We start from the raw sequence: 21,354 nt of genomic DNA on the forward strand, positions 1-21,354 counted from the left end.
CGGGGGGACATGCCGACTGAACAAATGGCCCAGGACGGGGACCGCGCGGAGCAGACGCCTCCGCCGCGCCCCCTGGACGCGATCGACCGCGACATCCTGCGAATGCTCCAAACGGACGGCCGTGCCTCGATCCGTTCCGTGGCCGAGCGCGTGCACGTGTCGCGTGCCAACGCGTACGCGCGGATCAACCGGCTCATCGACGACGGGGTGATCCGGGGCTTCAGCGCCCGCGTGAACCATGAACGGGCGGGTCAGGGCGCCTCCGCGTACATCACGCTCAAGATCGTGCAGAACTCCTGGCGTACCGTGCGCGAGCAGCTCCAGGCCCTGCCCGGAGCCGCGCACATCGCGCTGGTGAGCGGCGACTTCGACGTGCTGCTCCTGGTGCACACGCCCGACAACCGCACCCTGCGCGAACTGGTCCTGACCAGGCTGCAGGCCATCCCGGAGGTCCTGTCGACGCGCACGCTGCTGGTCTTCGAGGAGACGGACCTCGACCCGGCACCCGGCCCGCCGGGCACGGCCGCGGGCCTGGCGCCCGACGCGGAGCCGTCGGAGGGCCCGTAGGGCACTCGCCGGCTGGGCACGGGCGACTCAGCCGTGCGTGCCCACGCAGCCCTGGCTACCGCTCAGGCGTGCGCGCCCATGCGCAATCGCCGCCGACCACTCGGGCGCCCGCGCCCCACGCAACCGCGTACGCGAACCCGCGCCCAGCCCACCGACCGCTCAGGCGTGCGCGTCCGTGCGCAGCCCGTCGAAGGCCATCCGCACGACCGCCTCGGCCACCTGCTCCCCGTCGTACCCGCCGCCCGCCTGCGGGCGGTACCACTCGACGAGGGAGTTCACCATGCCGAAGAGCAGCCTCGTCGCAAGCCGGGTGTCCATGTCGGCCCGCAGGTCCCCCTCCGCGGCGGCCGCCTTCAGCAGGTCGGCGACCCGCTGGTCGAACTCGCGGCGGCGTTCCAGCGCCCACCGCTCGGTCTTCGTGTTGCCCCGCACGCGCAGCAGCAGCGTCACATAGGGCAGTTCGGCCATGAGCACCTCGACGGTGCGGCGGGTGACGTATTCGACGCGCTCGACGGCCCGGCCCCGCAGGGCGCCGTCCTCGTCGAGGATCGCGAACAAGGCGTCCAGGGCCCGGCTGACGGCCCGGCGCAGCAGCTCCTCCTTGCCCGCGACGTGGTGGTAGATCGACGACTTGGAGATGCCCGCGGCCCGGGACAGATGCTCCATGGAGGTGCCGTCATAGCCGCGCTCGTTGAAGATCCGCACGGCGACGGTCAGCAGCGTCTCGGGGGTGTACGTGTCCCGCTTGGGCGTGGTCATGAGGCGTCCTCGGGCGCGGAGCCGTACGACCACTGGTGCAGCCCGAGCGTGCGCGCGTATCGGCCGGTCGGCACGGACTGGTGCAGGTTGGCGAGCAGCTCCCAGGCCCAGTCGCGCCCCAGCTTCTCGTTCCATTCGACCGGTCCCAGCGGGTAGTTCACGCCCAGCCGCATCGCCGTGTCGATGTCCTCCGCGGAGGCGACCCGCCGCGCGACGGCGTCCAGCGCGAGGTCGCCGAGCATCGCGACCGTACGCGCGACGATCATGCCCGGGACGTCGGGGAGGACGCTGACCCGCTTGCCGAGCGCCTGGAACAGGCCCGTGGCCTGCGCGAGCGTGTCCTGCTGGACATCGGATGCCGCGGACAGGGCTATCCGGCCGGCCGACGTGTAGTCGAGGGCGAGGTCGAAGTAGACGACGTCGCGGAACTCCGCCGAGATCTGGCCGTCCGCCAGCACCAGCTGCCCGCCGCTGGGCAGGATCAGGCGGGTCCCGTTGTCCTCGTCCTCCTGCCGCACGGTGATGCCCGCCGCGCGGATCATCCCGATCAGCTCCGCGGCGGGTCCGAGGTCGCCCTCGACGACGACGTACTCCGGCGCCTCCTCGGGTGCCGCGTCGGCCGGCGCGGGCCGCGCGGCGCCCTCGGCGTACGAGAACCAGCCGTGTCCGGATTTCCGGCCCAGCCGGCGCGACTCGACGAGTCGGCGCTGGGCGAGGGACGGCTGGAACTTGGGGCTGTGGAAGAAGGACTCCCACACCGAGCGGGTCACGGCCTCGTTGACGTCCTGGCCGATCAGGTCGGTGAGCTCGAAGGGCCCCATCCTGAAGCCGCCGCACTCGCGCAGGATCGCGTCGATGGTGGCCGGGTCGATGCCGTGCTCCTCGTGGACGGCGAAGGCCTCGGCGTAGAAGGGCCTGGCTATGCGATTGACGATGAAGCCGGGCAAGTCGGCGCAGCGCACAGGTGTCTTGCCCCAGGCCGCGGCCGTCGCCCACGCGCGCGTGGCGGCCTCCTCGTCGGTGGCGTGACCGCTGACGACCTCGACCAGGGGGAGCAGCGGGGCGGGGTTGAAGAAGTGCAGGCCGACGAAGCGGCCGGGGTGGCGCAGGGTGCCCGCGACGGCCGTGACCGAGAGGGAGGAGGTGTTCGTGGCGAGCAGGCAGTCGTCGGCGACGATCTTCTCCAGCTCGGCGAACAGCTCCTGCTTGACCTCCAGTTGTTCGAGGACGGCCTCGACGACGAGCGCGGCGTCGGAGAGCTCGGCGACGTCCGCTGCGGGAAGGAGCCTCGCCCGGGCGGCGTCGCGCTCCATGCCGTCCATACGGCCCTTCTCGACCAGCCGGTCCAGGCGCGCCCCGATCGCGTCCGCGGCCTCACCGGCCCGTCCGGGCACGGCGTCGTAGAGCCTCACGGGGTGGCCCGCGACGAGGGCGACCTGCGCGATGCCCTGGCCCATGGTGCCGGTGCCGACGACGGCGACGGTGCGGCTGGTGTCGATGGCGGTCATGGAGCGATCCTCCCCGATGAGTTGTCCACAGGTTCGACAGGCCCCCCTTGTACCGACCGATCGTTCGGTTACTCTAACTCTGTCATTCCTTCCCTGCCCAGCTCGACGAGGAGTTGGTCCGTCATGCAGCAGCTGACCGAGACCCACCGGCCCACGCTCGACCAGGCCCTCGAAGCGATCCGCACGCGCGCCTACTGGTCCCCGCACCCGGAGCACCCCAAGGCGTACGGCGAAAGCGCCCCCGCGGACGGCCTGGCCGCCTTCGAGGCTCTGCGCGGCACCCGCTTCGACCTGGACCAGCCGGGCACGGACGGCTGGACGGGCGGTGAGACCTCGCCGTACGGACCGGAGCTGGGCATCGAGTACCCGCACCCCGATCTGGACGTGCTGCTGCCCGCGATGCGCGCGGGCATGACCGCCTGGCGCGAGGCCGGCCCGGAGACACGCGCCCTGGTCTGCCTGGAGATCCTCTCCCGGATCAGCGCCCGCACCCATGAGTTCGCGCACGCGGTGATGCACACCAGCGGGCAGGCGTTCATGATGGCGTTCCAGGCGGGCGGCCCGCACGCCCAGGACCGCGGCCTGGAGGCCGTGGCGTATGCGTACGAGGAGCAGACCCGCACCCCGGCCGCTGCCGACTGGTCCAAGCCCCAGGGCAAGCGCGACCCCCTTGAGCTGCGCAAGACGTTCACGACGGCGGGCCGCGGCATCGCCCTGGTGATCGGCTGCAACACCTTCCCCACGTGGAACGGCTACCCCGGCCTCTTCGCCTCTCTGGCCACGGGCAACCCGGTCCTGGTCAAGCCGCACCCGCGCGCGGTGCTCCCGCTCGCCCTCACGGTGAAGGTCGCACGCGAGGTCCTCGCCGAGACCGGCTTCGATCCGAACCTCGTCTGCCTTGCCGCCGAGCGTCCGGGCGAGGGCATCGCCAAGACGCTGGCCACCCGCCCCGAGATCAGGATCATCGACTACACGGGCTCCACCGCGTTCGGCGACTGGCTGGAGACCAACGCCCGCCAGGCGCAGGTCTACACCGAGAAGGCCGGCGTCAACACGGTCGTCGTCGACTCCACCGACGACTACAAGGGGATGCTGTCCAACCTGGCCTTCTCGCTGTCCCTGTACAGCGGCCAGATGTGCACCACCCCGCAGAACGTGCTGGTTCCCCGGGACGGCATCACCACTGACCAGGGCCCGAAGACGTACGACGAGGTGGCGGCCGACCTCGCGGCGGCCGTCGGCGGTCTGCTCGGCGACGACGCCCGGGCCAATGCCCTGCTGGGCGCCCTGGTCAACCCTGATGTCAAGGCACGCCTGGAGGCTGCGGCCGACCTCGGCGAGGTCGCCCTCCCGTCGCGGGAGGTGGTCAACCCCGAGTTCCCGGACGCGACGGTGCGCACCCCGGTGATCGTCAAGCTCGACGGCGCCCGGAAGCTGTGGGAGTCGCAGGACGCGGAGCCGGCCTTCCTGTCGGAGTGCTTCGGCCCCGTGTCGTTCGTGGTGGCCATGGACTCCACGGCGGACGCGCTGGACCTGCTGCGACGTACGGTCCGCGACAAGGGCGCCATGACGGTCGGGGCGTACACCACGTCCGAGGAGACGGAGCGTGCGCTCGAGGAGGTCTGCCTCGACGAGTCGGCCCAGCTCTCGCTGAACCTGACGGGAGGCGTGTACGTCAACCAGACCGCGGCGTTCTCCGACTTCCACGGCTCCGGCGGCAACCCGGCGGCGAACGCCGCCCTGTGCGACGGCGCGTTCGTCTCGAACCGCTTCCGCGTGGTCGAGGTTCGGCGCCAGGCCTGACCCGGTCGGCGGGCCGGTCCGCTGCCGGCCCGCCGCTCACAGCCCTCGCCCGAGCACCCGGGGCGGGCCGGCCGTGAGCTCGGGATCAGGAGAGTCCGGGACCAGGGGGCTCGGGGCCAGCGGGGCTCGGTATCAAGGGAGCGGTACGTCCGCGTGCCGCTGCACCCACGCGTGCATCGCGATGGCCGCAGCGGCACCCGCGTTGATCGACCGCGTGGAGCCGAACTGCGCGATCGAGCAGACCATCGCCGCGTGTTCGCGCGCCTCCTGCGTGAGCCCGGGTCCCTCCTGTCCGAAGAGCAGCACACAGCGGCGCGGCAGCTCGGTCCGCTCCAGCGGCACGGCTCCCGGCAGATTGTCGATTCCGATGATCGGCAGGTCCTCCGCGGCCGCCCACGCGGTCAGCGACGCCGTGTCCGGGTGGTGGCGCACATGCTGGTACCGGTCAGTGACCATGGCCCCCCGCCGGTTCCAGCGCCGACGGCCCACGATGTGGATCTCGTTCGCCAGGAACGCGTTCGCGGTACGCACCACGGATCCGATGTTGAAGTCATGACCCCAGTTCTCGACGGCCACGTGGAAGCCGTGCCTGCGGGTGTCCAGGTCGGCGACGATCGCCTCGCGCGTCCAGTACCGGTACCGGTCGACGACATTGCGGCGGTCGCCCTCGGCCAGGAGCTTCGGGTCGTACCGCTCGTCGCTCGGCCACGGCAGCGGGTGCGGTCCCACGCCGATCTCGGGGCCGTAGCCCTCGTCGTACTGCATCGGTTCCTCGGTGGTGCTCACCCGACGAGCGTACGGGGCACTTCGCCGTTCTCCCGTTCCGGCTGTTCCTGGGCGGCGCTCCGCGAGAACAACCGGTCACGCGCTCGGGCCGCCCTCGCACCCAGCCACAGGAGGAAGGCCGTCGGCAGGAAGACGGCGTCCGCGGCGATCATGGCGAGCGAGAAGACCGGCAGCCCGAGCAGCACGGCGATGCCCGCGTGTTCCATGATCATGGCGACCAGCAGGACGTTCTTGACCCGCCGGTTGAAGAGAGTGAACGGGAACGCGACCTGGACGGCGACCGTGCCGTAGGTCAGCACCAGCATCAGGAGGCCGCTGGTGGCCAGCGCGTCGGAGAGGGCGGGCCACGGCGTGAAGTAGTCGAGTTTGAGCGGGTAGTACAGGGCCGTGCCGTCCTGCCAGCGCGTGCCCTGGATCTTGTACCACCCAGCGGTCGCGTAGATCAGGCAGACCTCGGCCATGATCACGACGAGTGCGCCGTTGTGCACCACATTGGCCAGGACGTCGAGCAGTGCGCGCGGCTGGCTGCGGGGCGCGTACCGGCAGACCAGCCACCACAGTCCCTGGGCCGTCCACAGGCCCCAGAGCAGCACGAGCACGAACAGACCGGTCCGGTTGAGGAAGGTCCCGACGACCAGTCCGGCTCCGAGCACCGTCCACAGAAGGGGGCCGACGCGGTCCCGGGAGGGGAGGCCGGGCACGGTGCGTGCCGCGCGGCGTGCGTCGAGGGACCAGACCTGGGCGCAGCGGCTGAACACCAGGTAGATCGCCATCAGGTGGACGACATTGTCACCGCCGTCGCCGGCGAAGATGGAGCGGTTCTGCAGCGACAGCACGCCGAACATGAACAATGCCGCCGCGGCGCGGGTGCGCCAGCCGAGTATGAGCAGGAAGCTCGCCACTATGGACAGGCCGTAGACGGTCTCGAACCACAGGCCGTTGTCCGACCACAGCAGGCCGGTGAAGGCGTTGTTGTTGGCCACCAGCTCCTGGCCCATGGCCCAGCTCCAGGGGCCGCCGGGCCCGTAGAGATGATGGCGGTGGTGCAGCTCGACCAGCAGGAACACCAGCCAGGTGGTGCCGAAGCCGATCCGGACGATCGCGGTCTGGTAGGGGCCGAAGGCCGTCTCGGTGATGCGCTGGACGATGCGGGCCGCACCGCGCTCCGTGGTGGTGCTCATCGGCCCGCCTCCGTAGCGCCGTTGTCGACTCCGGCGGGCAGATCGGCCGCCGTGACCGGCCACCAGGGCAGGACCCGGTGTGCCGGCCGGGTGTTCGTCTTCTCGCCGCTCCACGGGGGCGCTTCGATCGCCCGGGTCGACGACCTGAGCTGGACGCGCTGGACGGGACCGCCCAGGTCGAGGTCGTCCAACCGCATCATCACGATGCGGCGGATGTAGCGCTCGGAGAGCCTGCCGCGTACGCCGATGGGGCGGGCCTCGTTGTCGTGGGAGCCAAGGAAGAAGTCCCAGCCGCGGCGCAGCTGGTTCTGGTGGATGTGGCTCGGGAGGAGGTTGCCGCGGATGGCTTCGCCGTCCTGGGCGGACAGATCGATCCATTCGCTGGTGCGCCGGCTGCCGTCGGCCGCGGTGTATTCCGCCCGCGCCTCCACGGCGATGTTCTGCTGGAGCGGATTGGGGGCGAAGAGCTTCCAGTTCTGTTCGAACTCGGGGTACACCCACCACTGGACCGCGCCACCATGGCTCTTCGTGACCGTGTTGGCGGGGGCGACGTGGAGGAAGACCATGGTCAGGTGGACGCACACGAGGGCGGCGACGAGCGTGACGGAGACGGCGGCCACGGCCTGGTACGGCCGGGAGAGCGCGGCGATACCGCGGTCGGGCCGGTCCGGCGTCGTGGCAGGCGGGGCGGCGGCGGGCGTCACCGCCTCCCCTTCCGGCGGCCGTGGCGCGGGCAGGGCGGAGCCGAGGCTCGTCCCCGTGCCGTCCTTGTTCTCGTAGGACTCCATCCCCGCCCCGATCCCCTGCCGTCCACGTCAGTTATCCACAGGGTTGACACCCTAAGGGCCGCCGACCCACCATTGAAGTCGATGAACCGAACGATCGGTCGGTAGGGGGCCCGGATGACGACAGTGACACCGGAGGCGTACGAGGCGGCATTCGACGCCGCCGTGGCCGCCGACGAGCGCATCGAGCCGCGCGACTGGATGCCGGACGCGTACCGGGCCTCGCTCGTCCGCCAGATGGCCCAGCACGCGCACTCGGAAATCATCGGCATGCAGCCGGAGGCCAACTGGATCACCCGCGCGCCCTCGCTGCGCCGCAAGGCGATCCTGATGGCCAAGGTCCAGGACGAGGCCGGCCACGGCCTCTACCTCTACAGCGCCGCCGAGACGCTGGGCACCAGCCGCGACGAGCTGCTCGACAAGCTCCACACGGGCCGCCAGAAGTACTCGTCGATCTTCAACTACCCGACCCTGACCTGGGCGGATGTCGGCGCCATCGGCTGGCTCGTGGACGGCGCCGCGATCACCAATCAGGTCCCCCTCTGCCGCTGCTCCTACGGTCCGTACGCCCGCGCGATGGTCCGGATCTGCAAAGAGGAGTCCTTCCACCAGCGCCAGGGCTACGAGCTGCTGCTCACCCTGTCCCAGGGCACTCCGGAGCAGCACGCCATGGCCCAGGACGCGGTGGACCGCTGGTGGTGGCCCTCGCTGATGATGTTCGGCCCGCCGGACGACGCCTCGGCACACTCGGCCCAGTCCATGGCCTGGAAGATCAAGCGTCATTCGAACGACGAGCTGCGCCAGCGCTTCGTCGACATCTGCGTCCCGCAGGCGGAGGCGCTCGGCCTGACGCTCCCCGACCCGGACCTCCGGTGGAACGAGGAGCGGGGCCACCACGACTTCGGCGAGATCGACTGGTCGGAGTTCCAGGAAGTCCTCAAGGGCAACGGCCCGTGCAACGAGCAGCGGATCACCCAGCGCCGCCGTGCACACGAGGCGGGCGCCTGGGTCCGCGAAGCGGCCGCGGCCTACGCCGACAAGCACAGATCACCAGCACCGCACGCCGAGCCCGGGGAGGCGACCGCATGAGCAGCTCGACCGATTGGCCGCTGTGGGAAGTCTTCGTGCGCTCGCGCCGCGGCCTGTCCCACACGCACGCGGGCAGCCTGCACGCCCCGGACGCCGAAATGGCCCTGAGGAACGCACGCGACCTCTACACCCGGCGCAGCGAAGGCGTCTCGATCTGGGTGGTGCCCTCCACCGCGATCACCGCGTCCTCGCCGGACGAGAAGGACCCCTTCTTCGACCCGGCCGCCGACAAGCCCTACCGCCACCCGACCTTCTACGAGATCCCCGAAGGGGTGAAGCACCTGTGAGCAGCGCCCCCGTGCACACCGCCGCCCTGGCGCTCGGCGACGACGCCCTGGTGCTCTCGCACCGGTTGGGGGAGTGGGCCGGCCACGCTCCGGTCCTCGAGGAGGAGGTTGCCCTCGCCAACATCGCCCTCGACCTACTGGGCCAGGCCCGGGTGCTGCTCTCCCTCGTCGGGGACGAGGACGAGCTCGCCTACCTGCGCGAGGAGCGCGAGTTCCGCAACCTCCAGCTCGTCGAGCAGCCGAACGGCGACTTCGCCCACACCATCGCCCGCCAGCTCTACTTCTCCGGCTACCAGCGCCTGCTCTACGAGGCGCTCGCCGCCGGTGAGGGCCCCTTCGCCGGCCTCGCCGCGAAGGCGGTCAAGGAGGTCGCGTACCACCGCGACCACGCCGAGCACTGGGTCGCGCGCCTGGGAGACGGGACCGCGGAGAGCCACGAGCGCATGCAGGCGGGGTGCAATGCCCTGTGGCGGTTCACCGGCGAGATGTTCCAGCCGGTCGAGGGGCTGGACATCGAGTGGGAGGCGCTGGAGTCGGTCTGGCTGGAGTACGTCACCGGCGTGCTCAAGCAGGCGACGCTGACCGTGCCGGACGGGCCGCGCAAGGGCGCCTGGTCGGCGGGGGCGGGGCGCCAGGGCCTGCACACCGAGCCGTTCGGCCGGATGCTCGCCGAGATGCAACATCTGCGCCGGAGCCACCCGGGGGCGTCATGGTGACCAGGACACAGGAACGACCCATCGGTGAGACAGCGCTGGAGGCGGAGCTGCGCAGACTGGCCGGCTCCGTTCCCGACCCCGAGCTGCCGGTGCTGACCCTTGAGGAGCTCGGAGTGCTCCGCGGCGTCCACGTGGTCGGCCCGGACCGGGTCGAGGTCGAGCTGACCCCGACCTACACGGGCTGCCCGGCCATCGAGGCGATGACCGCGGACATCGAGCGCGTGCTGCACGACCACGGGATGGCGGACGTCTCGGTCGTCAAGGTGCTCTCCCCGGCCTGGTCGACGGACGACATCAGTGCGGAAGGGCGGCGCAAGCTCAGCGAGTTCGGCATAGCGCCGCCCCGCCCCCACCGGGCCGAGGGACCGGTGCAGCTGACGCTCGCCGTGCGCTGTCCGCACTGCGGGTCGACCGAGACCGAGCTGCTGAGCCGGTTCTCCTCGACGGCGTGCAAGGCCCTGCGCCGTTGCGTCTCCTGCCGCGAACCTTTCGACCACTTCAAGGAGCTGTAGATGTTCCATCCGCTCCGGGTCGGCGCCGTCGAGCAGCTCACCGACGACTCGGTGGCCGTCACCTTCGAGGTGCCGCCCGAGCTGCACGAGACCTTCCGCCACACCCCGGGTCAGCACCTGGCCGTGCGCCGGTTCGTGGACGGCCAGGAGATCCGGCGTACGTACTCGATCTGCGCACCGGCCGCCCTCGATGGCGACGTCCCAGTGCTGCGTGTGGGCATTCGCCTGGTCGACGGAGGCGAGTTCTCGACGTACGCCCTCAAGGAGCTGGCCGTCGGCGACATCGTCGAGGTCATGCCTCCGATGGGCAGGTTCCTCCTGCCCCCCCGCCCCGGGCACTTCGCCGCGGTGGTCGGCGGCAGCGGCATCACCCCGGTCCTGTCCATGGCGGCGACACTGCTCGCCGCGGAGCCGGACGCCCGGTTCTGTCTGATCCGCAGCGACCGTACGGCGGCGTCGACGATGTTCATCGAGGAGGTCGCCGACCTGAAGGACCGCTTCCCGGACCGCTTCCAGCTGGTCACCGTCCTCTCCCGGGAGGAGCAGCAGGCGGGTCTGCCGTCCGGACGGCTGGGCCGGGAGCGGCTGACGGCTCTCCTGCCGGCGCTGCTGCCGGTGGCGGACGTGGACGGCTGGTTCCTGTGCGGGCCCTTCGGTCTCGTGCAGGGCGCCGAGCGGGCCCTGCGCGCGCTCGGGGTGGACCGCGGGCGCATCCATCAGGAGATCTTCCATGTCGACGACGGCTCTGCCCCCGCTGCCGCTCCGGTGGCGGCACCCGCCCACGCGTCGCTGACGGCGACGCTCGACGGCCGGTCCGGCACATGGCCGGTGCAGGAAGGCGAGTCGCTGCTGGAGACCGTGCTGCGCCGCCGTGCGGACGCTCCGTACGCCTGCAAGGGCGGCGTCTGCGGCACCTGCCGCGCCTTCCTCGTCTCCGGAGAGGTTCGCATGGACCGCAACTTCGCGCTGGAGCCGGAGGAGACCGAGGCGGGCTATGTGCTCGCCTGCCAGTCCCATCCGGCCACAGCAAAGGTGGAGTTGGACTTCGACCGCTGACGCGGCACCTCCGGTCCCGGAATCCCGCTCGCACACGCTGTGTTCATTTCCGGCACGGTGCCCTATCTTGACGACCCGTCAGATATGGCCTCTGCCGGTGCCGTTGCGCTGGTGTGCGTGCGGGAGGACGGGACAGTGGACTTCACCTTCACCGAGGAGCAGCAGGCGGCCGTGGAGGCCGCCCGGGCCGTACTGTCGGGCGTGGCACCCGACGCGGTGCCGAGTCCCGCTCTGACCCCGGGCGCGGTGTCCGACGACATCGACCGCCCCTTGTGGGCCGACCTCGCGCGGGCGGACCTGCTCGGCCTGGTCCTGCCGCCGGAGCACGGCGGAGCGGGGCTGGACCCGATCGCCCTGTGCCTGGTGCTCCGCGAGTCGGCGAAGGTGCTGGCCAGGGTGCCCCTGCTGGAGACGAGCGCGGTCGCCATGGCGGTCGCCCGCCACGGCAGCCCCGCGCTGCGCGCCGAGATCCTCCCCCGGGTCGGCCGCGGCGAGCTGGTTCTGACCGTCGGGGCGAACGGCCGCACCGGCCATGACCCCGCCGAGCTCGCCGTGACCGCGCACCGGGACGCGCCGTCGAGCGGCGGCTGGGTCCTCGACGGCGTGCAGACGGGCGTGCCCTGGGCCCAGTGCGCGGACCGTATCGCCGTGCCCGCGCACACCGACGACGGCCGCGCGCTGTTCGCTCTGGTCCCCCGGGGCGCCGCGGGGCTCACGCTCGCCGAGCAGGTCTCCACCAGCGGCGAACGGTTCGCCGAGATCACTCTGGACTCCGTACGCGCCGACGGCTCCACCGTCATCGACGGGGAGGGCGTGTGGGAATGGCTGCGTCAGCTCCTGGCGACGGGCACGTGCGCGCTGGCGCTGGGCCTCGGCGAAGCGGTCCTTGCCATGACGAGCCGCTACACGGCGAAGCGCGAACAGTTCGGCCATCCCCTGGCGACCTTCCAGGCGGTCGCCGTCCAGGCGGCCGACCGCTACATCGACCTGCGCGCCATGGAGGCCACCCTGTGGCAGGCCGCCTGGCGTCTGACCGAGCCGGAAGAGACCGGGACATCGGGTGCGGCGTCCACCGGCGCTCTGCCCGTTGCGGGCGACGTTGCCGTGGCCAAGATCTGGGCGTCCGATGGGGTGCGCCGCGTGGTGCAGACAGCCCAGCATCTCCACGGCGGCTTCGGCGCGGACACCGATTATCCACTCCACCGCTTCCATGCCTGGGCCAAGCAGCTGGAACTCTCCCTCGGCCCTGCCGCAGCCCACGAAGAGGCCCTCGGCGATCTGCTCGCCGCCCATCCGCTCGGCTAGCGGCCTGACCAGGGCCCAGGGAGCTGCCGCTCGGCCAAGAGGCTCCTGGACACGGCCCAGGGCCGGCCGCACGCGCGTGACGGCCCCCTCTCGCGCCGGCCGCCCGGCCGGGATCAGAGCACGAAGGCGGGCTCGCCGTTCTCGGTCACCATCGGGCGGCCCGCGCCGTCCCAGGCGAGCATGCCGCCGTCGACGTTCACCGCGTCGATGCCCTGCTGCACCAGGTACTGGGTCACCTGGGCGGAACGGCCGCCGACCCGGCACATCACAAAGGCGCGGCGCCCGTCCGCCACCGCCTCGGTCACCTCGCCGAAGCGGGCGACGAAGTCGCTCATCGGGACGTGCAGCGCACCCTCGACATGCCCGGCCGCCCACTCGTCGGCCTCACGGACGTCCAGCACCAGACCGTCGGCCGGTACCGCGGCGGCATCCACGGAGGGCAGCGGGGCGAAGTTCATGGGGGAATGCCTTCTCTCGTATGTACACGGCAGCCGGGCCGGCCGCCTGGGGGGCCTCTGGAAAACTACTCCACCAGGCCGGCCAGTTCCTTCTCCCGCTCGGCGACCTGCGCGAGCAGCTGCTCGGCGATCTCGTCGAGCAGCGCGTCCGGATCGTCGGGCGCCATCCGCAGCATCGCGCCGATGGCACTGTCCTCCAGCTCCTTGGCGACCGCGGTGAGCAGCTCCTTGCGCTGCGAGAGCCACTCCAGGCGCGCGTAGAGCTCCTCGCTCTCGCTGAGCTGCAGCTCGGGCGTCACCGGCCCGGCCTCCCACTCCTCGGCCAGCTCCCGCAGCCGGGCCGCGTCGCCGAGGCCGTAGGCGGCATTCACCCGGGCGATGAACTCGTCGCGCCGCGCCCGCTCCGTCTCGTCCTGCGCCAGGTCGGGATGTGCCTTGCGGGCGAGCTCCCGGTAGAGCTTGCGCGCCTCTTCACTGGGCCGGACCCGCTTCGGGGAGCGCACCGGCTGCTCGGTGAGCATCGCGGCGGCCTCGGGGGACAGGCCGTCGCTGTCCATCCAGTCGTGGAACAGCTCGTCGACGCCGGGCATCGGCATCACCATGGCCCGGGCCTCCTGCGCTTTGCGCAGATCCTCCGGGTCGCCGCTGCGCGCCGCCCGGGCCTCGGCGATCCGGGCGTCCAGCTCGTCCAGCCGCGCGTACATCGGCCCGAGCTTCTGGTGGTGCAACCGGGAGAAGTTCTCGACTTCCACCCGGAACGTCTCCAGCGCGATCTCGAACTCGATCAGCGCCTGCTCGGCCACACGCACCGCCTGCGCAAGCCGGGCCTCGGGCCTCGGCTGTGCGTCCTGGTGCGCGTCGCGCTCTTCGTCGTTCCGGGTGGTCGGTCCCCCGGCGGCTTCCTGGGTCACCCGTCCAGCCTACGGGCGCGAGGGCCCGCCCGGTCACACCCCACGGCCGGCCCGGTCACACCCCCAGCTCGGCGGCTATCCGTCCGCTCTTGACCGCGGCCAGCAGGTCCGCGTGATCCGCCTCGGTCCGGTCCGCGTATGTGACGGCGAAGGACGCCACGGCCTCGTCGAACTCCTCGCTCTTGCCGCAGTAGCCGGCCAGGAGCCGCGGATCGGCGCTGTGGGCGTGCGCGCGCGCCAGCAGCGCGCCGGTCATCCGGCCGTAGTCGTCGACCTGGTCAGGTGCCAGGGCGGCGGGATCCACGCTGCCCTTGCGGTTGCGGAACTGCCGCACCTGGAACGGCCGGCCGTCCACCGTCGTCCAGCCGAGCAGGATGTCGCTGACGACCTGCATGCGCTTCTGTCCGAGCACCACACGCCGTCCTTCGTGCTCCACCGGCCGCACCGGGAAGCCGACAGTACGCAGATACGGATCCAGCGCCGAGGCCCGCGCCTCCTTCACCTGGAGGATCAGCGGATCGCCCCGGTGATCGAGCAGCAGCACCACGTACGAGCGTGTGCCGACGCTCCCGGTGCCCACGACGCGGAAGGCGACGTCGTGGATCGCGTACCGCGCGAGCAGCGGCAGCCGGTCCTCGGAGACCGTGGCCAGGTACGGGCCGAGGGACGCGGCGACCGCCGACGCCTCCTCGTCCGGCACCCGCCGCAGCACCGGCGGCGCGTCCACGAAGCGGTGGCCCACCTCGCCGCCCCCGCCCGTGACCGCCTCCGTGGACTTCGCGGCGAAACGGGCGCTGGTGTTGTTGCGGGCCTTGGCGGCGACCCGCTCCAGGGTGCCGAGCAGATCGCGCGCGTCAGTGTGCGAGACGAGCTCCTCGTCGGCGATCGCGTTCCACGCGTCCAGCGCCGGCAGCTTCGCCAGCAGCCGCATGGTGCGGCGGTAGGCGCCGACGGCATCGAAGGCCGCAGCCCGGCAGACGTCCTCGTCCGCCCCCGCCACCCGGCCGGCCAGCACCAGCGACACCGCCAGCCGCTTGACGTCCCACTCCCAGGGGCCGACGACGGTCTCGTCGAAGTCGTTGAGGTCAATGACGAGACGCCCGCGGGCATCCCCGTAGAGCCCGAAGTTCGCGGCGTGCGCGTCGCCGCAGATCTGGGCGCCGACCCCGGTGACGGGAGTGCCCACCAGATCGTGCGCCATCAGCCCGGCCGAGCCGCGCAGGAAGGCGAACGGCGAGGCCGCCATCCGTCCCACCCGTATGGGAGTGAGCTCGGGCACACGGCCCCGGCTGGACTCCTCCACCGCCCGCACCGCGTCGGGCCGCCCCGCCGTGAGGACGAGCGCATCGTGCCCGGACCGCGGCACGCGCGCCCGCAGCGCCTTGCCCACGTCCTTCGGGGAACCGCCTGCCTCGCCGGCCACCCGCCCCTTGCCCGCCGTACGCGGCGCGAATCCGGGCACCTCCGGAATGCGCCCGCCGGCGACCCCGCCCGCCCCGCCGACCGCCCCGGCTTCCGGCCGCTGCGCCGGCACCACCACCCCGGCCTCGTCCATGCCGCTGCCTCCCCCGGCGTCGTACGCCCTCGACCAACATCAACTGCCCTGACCGTACCGCCGGGCCGCAACAGCCGTCTGCCCCTGTGGAAAACCCTGTCCACAGGGCGGGCCGGGGGGGACGAAGGCGCCCGGCGCGGTGTCCGAGAGGCTCAGCCGGCGTCCGGTAACCCAGCCTCGTGTCCGAGAGTCTCAGCGGGCGTCCGGTAAGGGGCCTTCCGGTCGGCGGGGACCGAGGCCGCCTTCGTCCCCGCCTCCCGCCGCCGCGCCGCACCGCGCCGCCCTGCCCCGCTCCCGCTCCCGTGAGGCACGCCACCGAGCCTCGATCCACACGCCCCACACACCACAGCCCCGGCGCCACGAGGGCAGCCGGGGCTGGTGGAGCAACGAGAAACGGGCCCCCACCGGGACTTTCGTCCGGTGGAGACCCGTCTCCGATGGTGGGGAACCGACGAAAAGGCCTGACCAGGGTCCGCGCACAGTCGCCGGAGATCGTTTCCCGAGGATATGTAGATCATTTCCCGCCGCCCAGGTCAGCCGGTCGTCCCTCTTCGGTCGTGCGGATCGGCCATGTGCACCAGTCGCTGCTGCCGTACAAACAGCACTCGCCCCTCGCGGCGAAACCAGGTGCGGCGCGTCAGCAGTCCGGGGTCCAGGTGAAGGGTCTGACAGTGGTCCAGGACGGGACCTGCCGAGCGGTGCGACGATGCCGATCACCGGCTACCGCTGCTGATCGGGATTGGTGCTCAGGCCCCAGAAAACTGTCCCGCACGTCATCTCGCGTCGGCATGAGGTCGGAAAGGGCTCAGTGCTTCCAGAGAGTTGCGCAAGCTCTCGGCGAAGACATCAACGTCGGGGCATGCTTTCGCGTCAGCGACCACAGAGACGTTGAACTGCCCCGCGTAGGTGAGCGCGGCGATGCCAAGCGTGACGTTCCCGATGATCGGAACCACCGGGAATACTTCGAGCAACTGTGCCCCGGCAAGGTACAGCGGCATCGGCGGCCCGGGGATGTCGGCGACGTAGATGTTCATCCGCCGCTGACGGACGAGGCTGCGCACCATGGCCCGCTGGAGAGCGATATTCCGGGCGAGTACGCCTTCGGGAGGACGAAAGACCCTCTTCTTGCGTTCGGCGCTCTCCGCGGCGATCAGCCGCAGCCGTCGACCAGGATCGGTCACGCCCAGCGGGAGCGGCACGAACATCATCCCGTCCTGATTGCCGCGCGCCCGGCCCTGTTCCTCCTCGTGAAGCGAGACAGGTACGAAGGCCCGCAGGGCCACGTCCTCAACGCGTTCCTGGCGACCACGCAGCAGATCCCGCAGGCCGTCGGCGACAGCTGACAGCAGGACGTCGTTCAGTTTCGCGCCGTGTGCGTGGGCGATCTGCCTGGTGACATCGAGTCTGCCGCGGATGACCGTGAGCGTGCGTTGTTGGCTGATCGGGCGGTTGAGGCTGGTGCGCGGCGCTCGCCCATTGACGAAAACCTCGCGCGTCGCCGGCCAGGTCCTTCGCACCTGGCCCAGCGTCGTGACCGGGTGGCCGAGCTTCGAGACCACCTCCTTGGCCGCCTGGGCCCGTCGACGCAGATTGTCCTCGAGCAGGTAGCGGCTGGATGGTATCGGCGCCGGCGTCCACGATGGTGCCGGCGTCGGCCGCGCCTCGGCGTCCGGATCGAGAAACGCGCCGAGCATGGCCACCCCGGCCGCGCCGTCGGCGATGGTGTGGTGAATCCTGATGAACATGCCGACCAGGTCCCCGTGCAGACCCGGCAGGAACCACATCTCCCACAGCGGTCGTGACCGTCGCAGTCGGTGCCTGCGCAGTTGCTCCACAGCGAGAAGAAGCTGATCCTCATCGGCAGGAGCGGTGAGGGGGAGAACCCGGACGTGCTCGGTGAGATCGAAGGATTGGGCATCGACCCACAGCGGCCACCCCAGCCCGCGTCGAGGCGCATACAGCAGCTGGCGGAACCGAGGGACCAGAGGAAGGCGGCTTCCTATCACCTCGCGCACGGTTTCGATCCGAAAGCGGCCGTCTGGATCGAGCAGCCCGGCGCCGTCGAGAATGGCGAGAGCGCCGATCTCCTCGGGCCAGCCGAGATCGTCCGGCCAGAGCAGCATGAGGTCCTGCGGGTTCAACCTCTCCATGACCATCACCGTCACCCAAGGCCTGTGCCTGCCAGAACAGTCTCCCGCTGTTGCACCCCAGGTACCAGGTTCTGCCTGGTTGATCACGAAAGGAGTCGGAGACGAGCGCGGCTGCGTCGACGGGACCGAGGTAGACGGAGCCGCGTTTGTCGAACCTGATCGCGATTGTGCGGAAGGTCTTTCAACTTGTTGATCGCCCGCTCGCTCCCCGCCCTCCAGGGAGCCCAGTCCAGCCTGCCCCTGTCGCCGTCGTTCCTCACGACCGACGGTCCATGCGCCACCCGCCATGGGCCCGCGCCGTATCTCCGAATTCTTCGATCTGCACGAACTCCCGCCGTCCACTTCGCGCTGACATCTGGCCGTCCAGGACGACGACGCTCCACACGGCGAACAGCCGGCACCCCTCCTGCAGAGGCGGGGCGGTGTGTCCCGGAGCGGTGAGCCGCGGTGCGTGGAGAGATGGTGGGAGCAGTCACCCGAAGCCGGGAGGAACCAGTGCAGATCATCGCCTACGGAGTGCTCGCCGACGAGCGCAATTACCTGGAGTCGGCGTTCAACGAGGCGTTCGAGGGTGCTCACACCCTGCGTTGCCTGGAACTGTTCCTCGACAAGGACACCGTACCGATCGCCTCTGGCTACGAGTCTGTACTGACCAGCGTGAACGACACCCTCGACGCCGAGGTTCTCGGTGCCCTCGCGGCCGGCGGCACCCGGCTCATCGCCCAGCGCTCGACCGGTTACAACAACATCGACCTGCGTGCCGCCGGTGACTGCGGTCTGGCTGTCTCCCGCGTCTCGTACTACTCCCCCGAATCGGTTGCCGAATTCGCCTGGGCACTGGCCCTGACGGTCAATCGACGGATCGTCCGCGCCGTGATCCGTGCGCGCGAATTCGACTTCCGCCTCGACGGGCTGATGGGGCGTGACTTCCACAGCCGAACTGCCGGGATTCTCGGCACCGGGAAGATCGGCACCGCCTTCGCTCGCATTGCTCGCGGCTTCGGCATGCGCCTGCTCGGTCACGACATTGACAAGAACCCGGAATGCCTGGCGCTCGGCATGCGCTACGTCGCTCCGGAGCAACTGTTCGCCGAATCCGATCTGATTAGCCTCCATGTGCCGCTGCTGCCGGAGACGCACCACATCGTCAACGAGGACGCGCTCGCCCGGATGAAGGACGATGCGATCCTCGTCAACTCGAGCCGCGGCGGCCTCGTCGACACTGATGCCCTGATCGCGACGCTCCGCGCGGGGCGGCTCGACGGGGTAGGTCTCGATGTCTACGAGGAGGAGGCCGCCTGGTTCCACCTCGACAAGTCGCTGGAGGTGATGACGGACGACGCACTCGCACGGCTCATGACCTTCAACAACGTCGTTGTCACTTCCCACCAGGCATTCTTCACGCAGGACGCGGTCGGTCAGATCGTCGCGGCCACCGTGCAGAACGTACGGGACCACCTCGACCGGCGCAGCGGACCGAACACCTTGGTACCGGCTCGCGGCTGACCGACCACTTGGGATGCAAACCGGCGCTTGTACGGGGCGAGAGGCCCGGCCGGGGTCATTCGGCCCAAGCGGCTGTGGACCGGGCTGAGAGACGCTGGCGGTGGGCCCCCGGAAGGGGACCATCGCCTGCCGACACGGAAGGAAGGCCTATATCATGAAGGCACTCGTGTTTCAAGGCCCGGGGCAGACGTCCTGGCAGGACGTCCCCGACCCGGACATCGAAGACGCCGCGGACGCCGTGGTCCGCGTCGATGCCGTGACCATCTGCGGCACGGACCTGCACATCATCAAGGGAGACGTCCCCGAGGTGGCCCCCGGCCGGATCCTCGGACATGAGGCGGTGGGCGAGGTCGTGGAAGTCGGCAGCGACGTGCGCACCGTGCGTCCTGGCGACCGTGTACTGGTGTCCTGCATCTCCGCATGCGGGCGGTGCCGCTTCTGCCGCGAGAATCACTACGGCCAGTGCCGGGAGGGAGGCGGCTGGGTCCTGGGCCACTTGATCGACGGCACACAGGCCGAGTACGTGCGCGTACCGTTCGCCGACCTCTCGGTGCACCCGCTCCCGAGCGCCGTCAACAGCGACGACGCGGTGCTGCTCGCCGACATCTTCCCCACGGCGTACGAGGTAGGTGTCCTCAACGGCCGAGTACAGCCCGGCGACACACTCGTCGTGGTCGGTGCAGGGCCGATCGGTCTGGCCACCATCGCGACCGCCAAGCTGTTCACACCCGGCCGGATCATCGCCGTCGACCTTGCCGAGGCCCGGCTGGCGGCTGCGCAGGCCATCGGAGCGGACGCCACGGTCAACGCGGCCGAGGGTCCCGAGAGTCTGGTCGAGGATCTCACCGAAGGCCTGGGCGCAGACGTGGTCGTGGAGGCGGTCGGCGTGCCGGAGGCATTCGAGATGTGCACCCGCATGGTCCGCCCCGGCGGGCGGGTGGCCAATGTCGGTGTCCACGGCAAACCCGCGACGTTGCACCTCGAGGACCTGTGGATCAAGGACGTGACCATCACGACCGGCCTCGTCGACACGTACAGCACCCCCCTGCTGCTGGGCATGCTGGCGGCTGGCCGGCTGCCTTCGTCCGAGCTGGTCACCCACCGTTTCGAGATGGGGCAGATGGAGGAGGCGTACGACGTCTTCTCGCGTGCGGCGGACACGGGTGCGCTCAAGGTCGTGCTTGGTGGGCCGCAGCACGACGCTGTCGCCCTGCCTGCCTAGGCAGGTCGGCGCATCAAGGCCGGTGCTGCCGGCTGCACCGCCTTCAGGGGCAGCGGCTGCGAGCACCTGGCCCGTCACCTGGCCGTCCGGCGGTGCCGGACGGCACGTATGGGGGCCTGTCGGCCCTGGTGGCGGCTGACGCGGCGTGGTTCTCTGGAAGTGACGAGGAGGGCCCTCAAGGACACGGGGAAGCGGACGTACGAGCCGTGCACCGTGCGATCAGGATCCGCGAGAAGCGGATGGGGCCCTCTTCGCCGCGTCGCGATGACCAGGCCTGATGCGTTTCAGTGCTGCTGCTCTTCGTGTTCGTGAACCTGAGCAGCGATGACCGCCGCCTGCACTCGCCGCTCGACACCGAGTTTCGACAGCAGTCGTGAGATGTGGTTCTTCACCGTCTTCTCCGACAGGTACAGGCGCTTGCCGATCTGGCTGTTGGTCAGGCCTTCACCCACCAAGTCCAGGACAGCGCGTTCCCGCTCCGACAGGACGGCCAGCCGCGCATCCTCTTCGTACGGGGGCGTGGCCGGGCCTCGCAGTGAGTTCATCAGCCGAGCGGTGGTCGCAGGATCCAGCATGGACTGACCGGTTGCGACGGTGCGGATCGCCGCCATCAGGTCGGTGCCCTTGATCTGCTTCAGCACGTAGCCGGCGGCTCCCGCCATGATCGCGTCGAGCAGGGCGTCTTCGTCGTCGAAGGACGTCAGCATCAGGCATGCGAGGCTGGGCATGCGGTTGCGGAGCTCGCGGCACACCGTGATGCCGTCGCCGTCCGGGAGACGGACGTCGAGGACGGCGACGTGCGGGCGCAGTGCCGGCCCTCGGGCGAGCGCCTGCTCGGCGGAGGCGGCCTCGCCCACCACCTCCATGTCCGGCTCGTCGGCGAGCAGGTCGCTCACGCCTCGGCGCACCACTTCGTGGTCGTCCAGGAGGAAGACCCTGATGGGCGACTGCGCGGAAAAGACCGGTACCTCGGTCATCTCTGCTCCCAGGGGATCGGGCCGATGATTCGATCCTGGCCCCCTCGACTCACTTCCGCCAGGGCCGAACGGTCCCTGTCCCTGTCACCGTCACCGCAGGCCGATCGGCCTGTGGCCGTGCCCGTCCAACCCCTCCCGGCCGCCGCGTCACCGGCAGGACGGCGGAGGCAGCGTGCCCTGCACCTCGGCAGCCTGAGACGGCGGCCGAGGCGCAGGGCACA

The 21,354-nt window shown here is 70.7% G+C and carries 21 protein-coding genes; 10 read left to right on the top strand and 11 right to left on the bottom strand.

The annotated features are described in order from the left end of the window. Positions 1-24 precede the first annotated feature (24 nt). The gene (locus tag ACF08N_RS11485) at positions 25-567 is read left to right on the top strand and encodes an Lrp/AsnC family transcriptional regulator (protein WP_392324676.1); all 543 of its coding nucleotides are present in this window, start codon (positions 25-27) and stop codon (positions 565-567) included. A gap of 159 nt (positions 568-726) precedes the next feature. Here ACF08N_RS11485 and ACF08N_RS11490 read toward each other — a convergent pair whose 3' ends face one another. Both ACF08N_RS11490 and ACF08N_RS11495 read right to left on the bottom strand, forming a co-directional pair. Further along, positions 727-1,326 (bottom strand): TetR/AcrR family transcriptional regulator, encoded by a 600-nt coding sequence (locus tag ACF08N_RS11490; RefSeq protein WP_392324391.1) that lies wholly within the window; start codon positions 1,324-1,326, stop codon positions 727-729. After that, complete coding sequence (locus ACF08N_RS11495) at positions 1,323-2,834, bottom strand: 3-hydroxyacyl-CoA dehydrogenase (RefSeq protein WP_392324392.1); 1,512 nt, start codon at positions 2,832-2,834, stop codon at positions 1,323-1,325. The genes ACF08N_RS11490 and ACF08N_RS11495 overlap by 4 nt, the downstream gene beginning before the upstream one ends. 123 nt (positions 2,835-2,957) lie before the next feature. On the opposite strand from ACF08N_RS11495, the gene paaN reads away from it, so the two are divergent. Continuing rightward, on the top strand, positions 2,958-4,637 hold the full coding sequence (gene paaN, locus ACF08N_RS11500) for a phenylacetic acid degradation protein PaaN (RefSeq protein ID WP_392324393.1): 1,680 nt from the start codon (positions 2,958-2,960) through the stop codon (positions 4,635-4,637). Positions 4,638-4,769: 132 nt separating this feature from the next. Here the strand turns inward: paaN and ACF08N_RS11505 are convergent, their stop codons facing one another. From ACF08N_RS11505 to ACF08N_RS11515, 3 genes are read right to left on the bottom strand one after another with little or no spacing between them, the layout of a single operon-like run. Then, positions 4,770-5,402 (bottom strand): TrmH family RNA methyltransferase, encoded by a 633-nt coding sequence (locus tag ACF08N_RS11505; protein ID WP_392324677.1) that lies wholly within the window; start codon positions 5,400-5,402, stop codon positions 4,770-4,772. Between the two features lie 17 nt (positions 5,403-5,419). Next, positions 5,420-6,604 carry an HTTM domain-containing protein gene (locus ACF08N_RS11510; protein ID WP_392324394.1) on the bottom strand — a complete coding sequence of 395 codons (1,185 nt, stop codon included), beginning with the start codon at positions 6,602-6,604 and terminating at the stop codon, positions 5,420-5,422. Then, on the bottom strand, positions 6,601-7,392 hold the full coding sequence (locus ACF08N_RS11515; protein ID WP_392324395.1) for a DUF5819 family protein: 792 nt from the start codon (positions 7,390-7,392) through the stop codon (positions 6,601-6,603). The genes ACF08N_RS11510 and ACF08N_RS11515 overlap by 4 nt, the downstream gene beginning before the upstream one ends. Before the next feature lie 114 nt (positions 7,393-7,506). On the opposite strand from ACF08N_RS11515, the gene paaA reads away from it, so the two are divergent. The 6 genes from paaA to ACF08N_RS11545 all read left to right on the top strand — a co-directional run bounded on the left by paaA (position 7,507) and on the right by ACF08N_RS11545 (position 12,354). After that, positions 7,507-8,478 carry a 1,2-phenylacetyl-CoA epoxidase subunit PaaA gene (paaA, locus tag ACF08N_RS11520; RefSeq protein ID WP_392324396.1) on the top strand — a complete coding sequence of 324 codons (972 nt, stop codon included), beginning with the start codon at positions 7,507-7,509 and terminating at the stop codon, positions 8,476-8,478. Next, on the top strand, positions 8,475-8,765 hold the full coding sequence (gene paaB / locus ACF08N_RS11525) for a 1,2-phenylacetyl-CoA epoxidase subunit PaaB (RefSeq protein WP_392324397.1): 291 nt from the start codon (positions 8,475-8,477) through the stop codon (positions 8,763-8,765). The genes paaA and paaB overlap by 4 nt, the downstream gene beginning before the upstream one ends. After that, positions 8,762-9,481: a 1,2-phenylacetyl-CoA epoxidase subunit PaaC gene (gene paaC / locus ACF08N_RS11530; protein ID WP_392324398.1), complete on the top strand. Its 720-nt coding sequence runs from the start codon at positions 8,762-8,764 to the stop codon at positions 9,479-9,481. Before paaB ends, paaC begins: the two co-directional genes overlap by 4 nt. After that, entirely contained in the window at positions 9,475-9,993 is a 519-nt protein-coding gene (gene paaD / locus ACF08N_RS11535) for a 1,2-phenylacetyl-CoA epoxidase subunit PaaD (protein WP_392324399.1), read from the top strand. Before paaC ends, paaD begins: the two co-directional genes overlap by 7 nt. Further along, complete coding sequence (locus ACF08N_RS11540) at positions 9,994-11,049, top strand: 2Fe-2S iron-sulfur cluster-binding protein (RefSeq protein WP_392324400.1); 1,056 nt, start codon at positions 9,994-9,996, stop codon at positions 11,047-11,049. A gap of 135 nt (positions 11,050-11,184) precedes the next feature. Beyond that, positions 11,185-12,354 (top strand): acyl-CoA dehydrogenase family protein, encoded by a 1,170-nt coding sequence (locus ACF08N_RS11545; RefSeq protein ID WP_392324678.1) that lies wholly within the window; start codon positions 11,185-11,187, stop codon positions 12,352-12,354. 113 nt (positions 12,355-12,467) lie between these two features. Here ACF08N_RS11545 and ACF08N_RS11550 read toward each other — a convergent pair whose 3' ends face one another. From ACF08N_RS11550 to ACF08N_RS11570, 5 genes are all read right to left on the bottom strand, one after another. Beyond that, positions 12,468-12,812: a rhodanese-like domain-containing protein gene (locus ACF08N_RS11550; protein ID WP_392324401.1), complete on the bottom strand. Its 345-nt coding sequence runs from the start codon at positions 12,810-12,812 to the stop codon at positions 12,468-12,470. Between the two features lie 65 nt (positions 12,813-12,877). Further along, positions 12,878-13,723 (bottom strand): hypothetical protein, encoded by an 846-nt coding sequence (locus ACF08N_RS11555; RefSeq protein ID WP_392324402.1) that lies wholly within the window; start codon positions 13,721-13,723, stop codon positions 12,878-12,880. A gap of 55 nt (positions 13,724-13,778) precedes the next feature. Further along, a complete protein-coding gene (locus tag ACF08N_RS11560) occupies positions 13,779-15,278 on the bottom strand; it encodes a DUF2252 domain-containing protein (RefSeq protein WP_392324403.1) in 1,500 nt (499 codons plus the stop codon). A gap of 533 nt (positions 15,279-15,811) precedes the next feature. Next, a complete protein-coding gene (locus ACF08N_RS11565; RefSeq protein WP_392324679.1) occupies positions 15,812-15,958 on the bottom strand; it encodes a hypothetical protein in 147 nt (48 codons plus the stop codon). Positions 15,959-16,051: 93 nt separating this feature from the next. Continuing rightward, positions 16,052-17,428, bottom strand: coding sequence for a wax ester/triacylglycerol synthase family O-acyltransferase (locus ACF08N_RS11570; protein WP_392324404.1), 1,377 nt, complete (start codon positions 17,426-17,428; stop codon positions 16,052-16,054). 495 nt (positions 17,429-17,923) lie between these two features. On the opposite strand from ACF08N_RS11570, the gene ACF08N_RS11575 reads away from it, so the two are divergent. Both ACF08N_RS11575 and ACF08N_RS11580 read left to right on the top strand, forming a co-directional pair. Next, on the top strand, positions 17,924-18,934 hold the full coding sequence (locus ACF08N_RS11575; protein ID WP_392324405.1) for a 2-hydroxyacid dehydrogenase: 1,011 nt from the start codon (positions 17,924-17,926) through the stop codon (positions 18,932-18,934). Between the two features lie 154 nt (positions 18,935-19,088). Further along, positions 19,089-20,156, top strand: coding sequence for an alcohol dehydrogenase catalytic domain-containing protein (locus tag ACF08N_RS11580; protein ID WP_392324406.1), 1,068 nt, complete (start codon positions 19,089-19,091; stop codon positions 20,154-20,156). Between the two features lie 284 nt (positions 20,157-20,440). Here ACF08N_RS11580 and ACF08N_RS11585 read toward each other — a convergent pair whose 3' ends face one another. Beyond that, positions 20,441-21,133: a response regulator gene (locus tag ACF08N_RS11585; protein ID WP_392324407.1), complete on the bottom strand. Its 693-nt coding sequence runs from the start codon at positions 21,131-21,133 to the stop codon at positions 20,441-20,443. Between the last annotated feature and the right edge of the window lie 221 nt (positions 21,134-21,354).

Origin of the sequence: Streptomyces sp. NPDC015127 (genome assembly GCF_043080095.1) — a bacterium.
GTDB lineage: Bacteria > Actinomycetota > Actinomycetes > Streptomycetales > Streptomycetaceae > Streptomyces.

Bases quoted from the DNA above. Each gene is read 5' to 3' on its own strand.
- ACF08N_RS11485 (WP_392324676.1), top strand. From the start codon at position 25: ATGGCCCAGGACGGGGACCGCGCGGAGCAGACGCCTCCGCCGCGCCCC.
- ACF08N_RS11490 (WP_392324391.1), bottom strand. From the start codon at position 1,326: ATGACCACGCCCAAGCGGGACACGTACACCCCCGAGACGCTGCTGACC.
- ACF08N_RS11495 (WP_392324392.1), bottom strand. From the start codon at position 2,834: ATGACCGCCATCGACACCAGCCGCACCGTCGCCGTCGTCGGCACCGGC.
- paaN (WP_392324393.1), top strand. From the start codon at position 2,958: ATGCAGCAGCTGACCGAGACCCACCGGCCCACGCTCGACCAGGCCCTC.
- ACF08N_RS11505 (WP_392324677.1), bottom strand. From the start codon at position 5,402: ATGCAGTACGACGAGGGCTACGGCCCCGAGATCGGCGTGGGACCGCAC.
- ACF08N_RS11510 (WP_392324394.1), bottom strand. From the start codon at position 6,604: ATGAGCACCACCACGGAGCGCGGTGCGGCCCGCATCGTCCAGCGCATC.
- ACF08N_RS11515 (WP_392324395.1), bottom strand. From the start codon at position 7,392: ATGGAGTCCTACGAGAACAAGGACGGCACGGGGACGAGCCTCGGCTCC.
- paaA (WP_392324396.1), top strand. From the start codon at position 7,507: ATGACGACAGTGACACCGGAGGCGTACGAGGCGGCATTCGACGCCGCC.
- paaB (WP_392324397.1), top strand. From the start codon at position 8,475: ATGAGCAGCTCGACCGATTGGCCGCTGTGGGAAGTCTTCGTGCGCTCG.
- paaD (WP_392324399.1), top strand. From the start codon at position 9,475: ATGGTGACCAGGACACAGGAACGACCCATCGGTGAGACAGCGCTGGAG.
- ACF08N_RS11540 (WP_392324400.1), top strand. From the start codon at position 9,994: ATGTTCCATCCGCTCCGGGTCGGCGCCGTCGAGCAGCTCACCGACGAC.
- ACF08N_RS11550 (WP_392324401.1), bottom strand. From the start codon at position 12,812: ATGAACTTCGCCCCGCTGCCCTCCGTGGATGCCGCCGCGGTACCGGCC.
- ACF08N_RS11560 (WP_392324403.1), bottom strand. From the start codon at position 15,278: ATGGACGAGGCCGGGGTGGTGGTGCCGGCGCAGCGGCCGGAAGCCGGG.
- ACF08N_RS11570 (WP_392324404.1), bottom strand. From the start codon at position 17,428: ATGGAGAGGTTGAACCCGCAGGACCTCATGCTGCTCTGGCCGGACGAT.
- ACF08N_RS11580 (WP_392324406.1), top strand. From the start codon at position 19,089: ATGAAGGCACTCGTGTTTCAAGGCCCGGGGCAGACGTCCTGGCAGGAC.
- ACF08N_RS11585 (WP_392324407.1), bottom strand. From the start codon at position 21,133: ATGACCGAGGTACCGGTCTTTTCCGCGCAGTCGCCCATCAGGGTCTTC.